This window comes from bacterium (genome assembly GCA_021159335.1).
Taxonomy (GTDB): domain Bacteria; phylum UBP14; class UBA6098; order B30-G16; family B30-G16; genus JAGGRZ01.
This window is the reverse complement of the sequence record JAGGRZ010000140.1, coordinates 1-6,019: the sequence shown is the minus strand read 5'-3', so window position 1 is coordinate 6,019 and position 6,019 is coordinate 1. Positions and strand designations below refer to the sequence as shown.

Below are 6,019 nucleotides of genomic sequence, written 5' to 3'. Positions count from 1 at the left end.
TATCTCAAGTCTGCCGTCCTCGTCGAGGTCAAAAAGCGATGGTCCACCGTAGGGATAACCATATCCGGCACCGCCTATGTCGCGTATTCGAGCACCTGTTCGACCGTTAAATACTCTTATGAAATAGTTCTGCGTTGCGAGAGCAAAAACTTCGACATTGCCGTCACCCTCTATGTCGCCAGCAGTAATAGCGTGAGCATTAGCTATTGTACTAGTTCGTGTTATAGTGCTTACTTCTGCTCGCCAGAGTTCAGTAAAATCGTGATTAAAGACTATTATACTATCTCGTCCGGCGGCGGATATAGGATTATGCGTGAATTGCACGCATATCTCAGGATGTCCATCGGCATCAACATCACCTATATAAGGAGTGTAAGCCGATACAACTCCTGGTGGATGCCAGTGAAATACGGTGTCTATGGTGGTATCATCAGCATGCTTTCTGAAAATAATAAGTCCACCGTTGCCTGAGGCATAATTTACTCCATATCCGACCACTATCTCGGGGAAACCGTCCTCGTCTACATCGCCCACCACGGGTGCGCGTGGATAACCAGGGATGCTCATCTCAGCTTCTATTATCGGTGTAGAAAATGCAAGACTTATTAAGCATAAAATTAAACTAATAACTGTAAACATTTTGCTCCCCCTTAAATATGTTTCTAAATATTATTATGTTTAATTTGCCCGAAATTTCAAGCATACATTTTTTCAATCATTAAGCCCAATCAGGAGGGTTGCCGCCCCATTTTTCGGCGTAAACTATTTCAGAAAGGGGTTTTCTTTCTTTTGTTTTGGGGACCTCGTCAGGGTATCCAACGGGGAATATCGCAACGACATGAGCATCCTTTGGTACCTCAAGAGCAGCTTTCATCATATCCTGATTGAACGCCACAACCCAGCATGCACCAAGTCCGAGAGCGGTGCATGCTAAGGCGAGATGTTCACCCGCTATCCCAAGGTCAACAAAGTGAGCTATATTGCCGTTGGTGTTGATGTAGTCAGTCGGGTAGGCAACAGCTGCTATTACTACGGGTGCCTGAAGAACGAAATCCTGCTCCTTGGTGGCTTCATATATTTTTCTTATTCGCTCCTTATCGGTAACGACGATAAATTTCCATGGTTGCCTGTTCCTTGCTGATGGTGCCAGTCGAACAGCTTCCATTAGCTGGCGAAGCTTTTCCGGTTCGACCGGTGTCGGCTTATAGGCTCTTATGCTATGGCGATTCTTTACTACCTCGAAAAAGTCCATTGTTACCCCTCCGTTCTATAATTTTATTTTCATCCCATCACGGGCTATTATTGCCGATTCGGGGAAGTCTTTTTCATCTCTATTTGGCGGAATGTGGGTTATTATAACCTTGTCGATTGAGTATTTGGGCAACCAGGAAGCGAACTCCTCGGGTGAGTAGTGCATGCCTTCTATTATCAGCCAAGCAAGTTTTTTGGGCATTATTCCATCGAGGTCTGATAAGGAACCTATATCGCCCGAGTAAATGCCTACTTTATTCTCGCACTCAACAATGAACGAGAAGCTCTCAAGTAAACTTCGTGGATGACGAAATGCATCTTCTTTGTATGCATTGAGATGTGAGTTTTTGTAAGGCGTTATCGTTATATTTCCCAGTTTCACGGGAACACCCGACTCCCATGGTTGCCAATTTATTTCGAATCCTATTCGCTCGTTCCACATATAGGACACATCGAGCAGTTCCTGTGCAACTTTTATCCCCTCACGAGGCATGATTATCGTCAAAGGCTTTTTTCTCGAAATAAGGTGCTGAAGCTGGATAAACAGTCCAAGACCGCCCCAATGGTCTGAGTGAAGATGCGTTATTGCTATAGCATCTATTTTCAAAGGTTCGAGGTTGCACGCCTGTATGCCACCTGCGCAGCCGTCACCGCAATCGAGAAGAATAGCATTCTCACCCGCCTCAAGCCAGAAGCACGACGACCGTTTGTTACCCGTTGGGAATCCTGCGCCGCTGCCTATAACTATTATTTGCATGGCGACTTAACTTGTAATTAAATTTAGCCTACGCTGTTTTTTTGACGGTTGACTTCACCCACCTTGGACTGCCGCCAAATAACACCTTTGAGTCAATTATTACTTTCTGGACGCCCTTTTTCGACGGTAGTTCGAACATTATGGGTGTTAGCGCCTTTTCCACTATTGAACGTAGTGCTCGTGCACCTGTCCCCTTTTTGGCGGCTTCTTTTACAACTGCATCTATAAAATCGTCGTTTATAACAAGCTCGACGCCCTCCATTTCGAAAAGCTTTTTGTATTGTTTTATAACAGCGTTTTTTGGTTCGAGCAATATTCGTTTTAGTTCTTTTTCGCCCAGCGGAGAAAGCGAAACCACCACCGGTAATCTCCCCACGAGTTCTGGTATGAGGCCGAACTTTATCAGGTCTTCAGGTTCCACCTGGCTTAGGAGCTCTTTTTTATCTCGCTTTTTGTGTGATTTCCCCTCGAAGCCTATAATGATTTCCGTTACCCTTTTCTCAACTATTTTATCCAGCCCTTCGAAGTGTCCTCCCGCTATAAAGAGAATGTTTTTCGTGTTTACTTTTACGAGCGGTTGTTCAGGGTGTTTTCTACCTCCCTTGGGCGGGACCATGGCATCCGTTCCCTCAATGATTTTGAGCAGCGCTTGCTGGACTCCCTCACCCGAGACATCGCGGGTTATGGACGGGTTTTCCGATTTCCTTGCTATTTTATCAAGTTCATCTATGTAAATAATGCCCAGCTCCGCGAGCGGAACATTGTAGTCCGCACTCATAAGAAGCCTTACTATGACATTCTCGACATCCTCGCCAACATAACCTGCTTCGGTAAGCGTTGTGGCATCAGCGATAGCAAAGGGCACTCTGAGAAATTTCGCCAGTGTCTGTGCAATAAGCGTTTTCCCAACCCCAGTGGGACCTATTAAAAGAACATTGCTTTTTTCAAGCTCTACATCGTCGTCACTTGAGGCTATGTGGTGCAGAACCCTTTTGTAATGATTGTAAACCGCCACAGATATGGCTACCTTGGCTTCCTCTTGACCTATAACATATCTATCGAGAAACTCCTTTATTTCCTTGGGTTTTGGCAGAGTATTTTCGTCGAATTCGAGTTGTGGCTTTTTATTCTGCGATTGTTTGCTGAGCATGTCGGCTATGGCTGTAGCGCATTGTGGACAGATAAGCCCGCCGAATGGTCCTCTTATTAGCCCTCCTACTTCCTCTGCGCTGCGACCGCAGAAACCACAATAAAGTTTGCCATCACGATTTTCATTGGGCTGTTTCATTTTTTACCTGCAATTTTTTGACTCAAAATAATTCTTAAACTAAATTGTCGCAAGATAAAGCTTTTTTGTTAAATTGTTTTGAGAAAAAGCCGACTTTTTAAAATAGAATTGAAAAACAGCCAAGATAGTATATTATAAATTTTGTAATGGCTATAGTTAAGAAAAATGGCATAGTTGACCTTTTAATCCGCAAAAATATTATATCAAAAGAAGCGTTGAAGAACCTACCAACCGATGCTCTTGAAAATCCCGTCGCTCATTCTGATAAGTTTGGCATTAGCAAAGAGGATTTGATAAAAATAGTTACGGATGCCACGAAAATCCCTTATGTCCCGCCCGATACCATCTCGCCAAGCAAAGAGGCTACAAAGCTTATTCCCGAGAAAGTTGCGAGGCAATATGGTTTCATCCCCGAGACGGTTGATAACGAGAGCATATCGATAGTTATGATGGACCCCACCAACATCGATACCGTTAATGTGGCGTCCTTCGTTACAGGTCGAGAGGTCAAGGCACGCTGGAGTGATGCTGACAAAATTTGGTCGCTGATAAACGAGTTCTACAACCCCCAAAAGACCCTTTCGGAAATAATAAGCAGGATAATCAAAAGTCAGGCAGACATGATTGACTATACGACAGCTAAGGCAGCCGACGAGATAGAGACTGAGGTCGAGGGCAAGCCGATAGTTCGCATAGTAAACATTATACTTTCGGATGCGATAAAGCAGGGAGCGTCGGACATTCATATCGAACCTACGGAACAGGCGACAGAGGTCAGATACAGGATAGATGGTGACCTTCACAAGATATTAACGCTCCCGAAGACAATTCATTCGGCAATAGTTTCGAGAATAAAGGTTCTCGCCAAGCTCGATATAGCTGTTAAGCGGACTCCGCAGGATGGCAAGATGCGCATAAGGATGGGGGAGAAGGTTATCGACATGCGAGTATCAACCCTTCCCACGGCATACGGGGAAAAAGTGGTAATCCGAATTCTTGACCCAAAGATGACGCAGCTTCCGCTGGAGGCGCTTGGTTTCCCCCCGAAGGTGGAGAAGCAGTTCAAAGAAGCGTGTTCCAAAACACAGGGTATGGTTATAGTAACTGGTCCAACGGGTTCTGGAAAGTCGACGACGCTTTATTCGGTACTTAATTGGCTTAAATCGCCAAAGGTTAACATAATAACTGTTGAGGACCCCATAGAGTATGAGCTTAAGGGGATAAACCAAGTTCAGGTTAATCCTAAAGCTGGGCTTACATTCGCTGCAACACTTAAATCTATACTTCGACAGGACCCCGATGTAGTGCTTGTAGGCGAGATAAGAGACCTTGAGACCGCGGAGATCGCGATTCGAGCTGCGTTAACTGGTCACCTCGTGCTCTCAACGCTTCACACGAACGATGCACCATCGGCGGTAACGCGACTCGAGGACATGGGTGTTCCGCGATACCTCATCGCTTCTGCATTAACTACGGTGCTTGCGCAAAGGCTTTTGAAGAGAATTTGCGAAAACTGCAAGACAGAAGTAAGTGTCGATTCTCTTCCCGATGAGCAAAAGGAATTCGCGAAAAAGTATGGGATAGAAAAGGTTTATAAGGGCAAAGGCTGTGAGAAGTGCAGGTTCACTGGATATAAGGGAAGGATAGGTATTTTCGAGCTTTTCGCCGTGGACCATGAAATTTCGGAGATGATAATAAAAGGCGCCACTGACATCGAGCTTAAGCGCTTTGCGGTTGAGAACAAGGGCATGATGACGCTTTTCATGGATGCTCTTGAGAAAGTAAAGCAGGGAATAACTACTATAGATGAGATGAAACGCGTGGTCGGGCTGAGGGACCCTCTCGAGGTAGAAAGAAAGTTGGAGAAGATTAGGGACAAGGCTTCAGAGAAAAGTGTAAAACCCTTGACTTCTGAAAAAGAATTAACCATGCCACCAGTGCAGACTGAAACACCTATGACTACCGCACCTACGAAACAGAGACCTTTAGCGTGGAGTGAGGAACTCGAAAGGGAAAGGATAAAGCGGCAGTTTTTTGGGGAGAATTATGCGAGGATTTCGTATCCATCGGGTGCAGCCGTGACAGAAAGGGTGTATGCACCAAGCAAAAACACCGTTCTTATAATTGATGATGACCCATTAATACGGCGCATGGTGAGAGCGCTGCTTGAGGGAGAGGGATTCACAGTTTACGAGGCTGAGAACGGAGCTCAGGGGCTTGAGATGGCAGCAAGAATTCGACCGGGACTTATAATACTCGATGTAATGATGCCGGTTCTTAACGGCTACGAGGTTTTGAAAGCCTTGCGTTCGAGGCTTGAGTTCGTGGACATTCCGGTTCTTATGCTTACCGCTGAGAGCGACCAGAAAAGTGAGCTTTACGCCCTTGAACTTGGCGCCGATGACTACATAAGGAAGCCTTTTGTTCCACAACTTCTGGTGGCGCGGGTTAAAGCGCTTTTGCGAAGGGTAGCGATGAGGGTTTAAATCACGGAGACCGCGGATACTCGGGAACCGCGGAGGGTGAGGTTTTTTATTTTATCACCACGAACTTCGTTATGGCTTTCTTTCCTTTATCGTTTGAAACGGCGAAATAGACTCCCGGGGCGAGGTTAAGTTTTACCGTTTTGTTGCCGCCCGAAATTTTCGCCGCCACATTCCCGCGGATGTCGTAGATTGTTATGTTATGCCGTGATGAGATATTAACCTTGCCACCATAATATA

6 protein-coding genes are annotated in these 6,019 nt (G+C 45.5%); 1 reads left to right on the top strand and 5 read right to left on the bottom strand.

What is annotated here, in order from left to right; all coding sequences use genetic code 11:
* The 4 genes from J7J62_07545 to clpX form a co-directional block, all read right to left on the bottom strand.
* The coding region (locus J7J62_07545; GenBank protein ID MCD6125004.1) for a VCBS repeat-containing protein at nt 1-639 on the bottom strand (639 nt) is incomplete at its 3' end.
* 79 nt (nt 640-718) lie between these two features.
* A complete protein-coding gene (locus tag J7J62_07540; GenBank protein MCD6125003.1) occupies nt 719-1,252 on the bottom strand; it encodes a nitroreductase family protein in 534 nt (177 codons plus the stop codon).
* A gap of 15 nt (nt 1,253-1,267) precedes the next feature.
* On the bottom strand, nt 1,268-2,008 hold the full coding sequence (locus J7J62_07535; protein ID MCD6125002.1) for a ribonuclease Z: 741 nt from the start codon (nt 2,006-2,008) through the stop codon (nt 1,268-1,270).
* Nucleotides 2,009-2,036: 28 nt separating this feature from the next.
* Nucleotides 2,037-3,296: an ATP-dependent Clp protease ATP-binding subunit ClpX gene (clpX, locus tag J7J62_07530; GenBank protein ID MCD6125001.1), complete on the bottom strand. Its 1,260-nt coding sequence runs from the start codon at nt 3,294-3,296 to the stop codon at nt 2,037-2,039.
* 146 nt (nt 3,297-3,442) lie between these two features.
* Between clpX and J7J62_07525 the strand changes: the two genes are divergently transcribed.
* Nucleotides 3,443-5,782 carry a type II/IV secretion system protein gene (locus tag J7J62_07525; GenBank protein MCD6125000.1) on the top strand — a complete coding sequence of 780 codons (2,340 nt, stop codon included), beginning with the start codon at nt 3,443-3,445 and terminating at the stop codon, nt 5,780-5,782.
* Between the two features lie 46 nt (nt 5,783-5,828).
* Here J7J62_07525 and J7J62_07520 read toward each other — a convergent pair.
* On the bottom strand, nt 5,829-6,019 hold a 191-nt coding region (locus tag J7J62_07520), incomplete at its 5' end, for a T9SS type A sorting domain-containing protein (protein MCD6124999.1).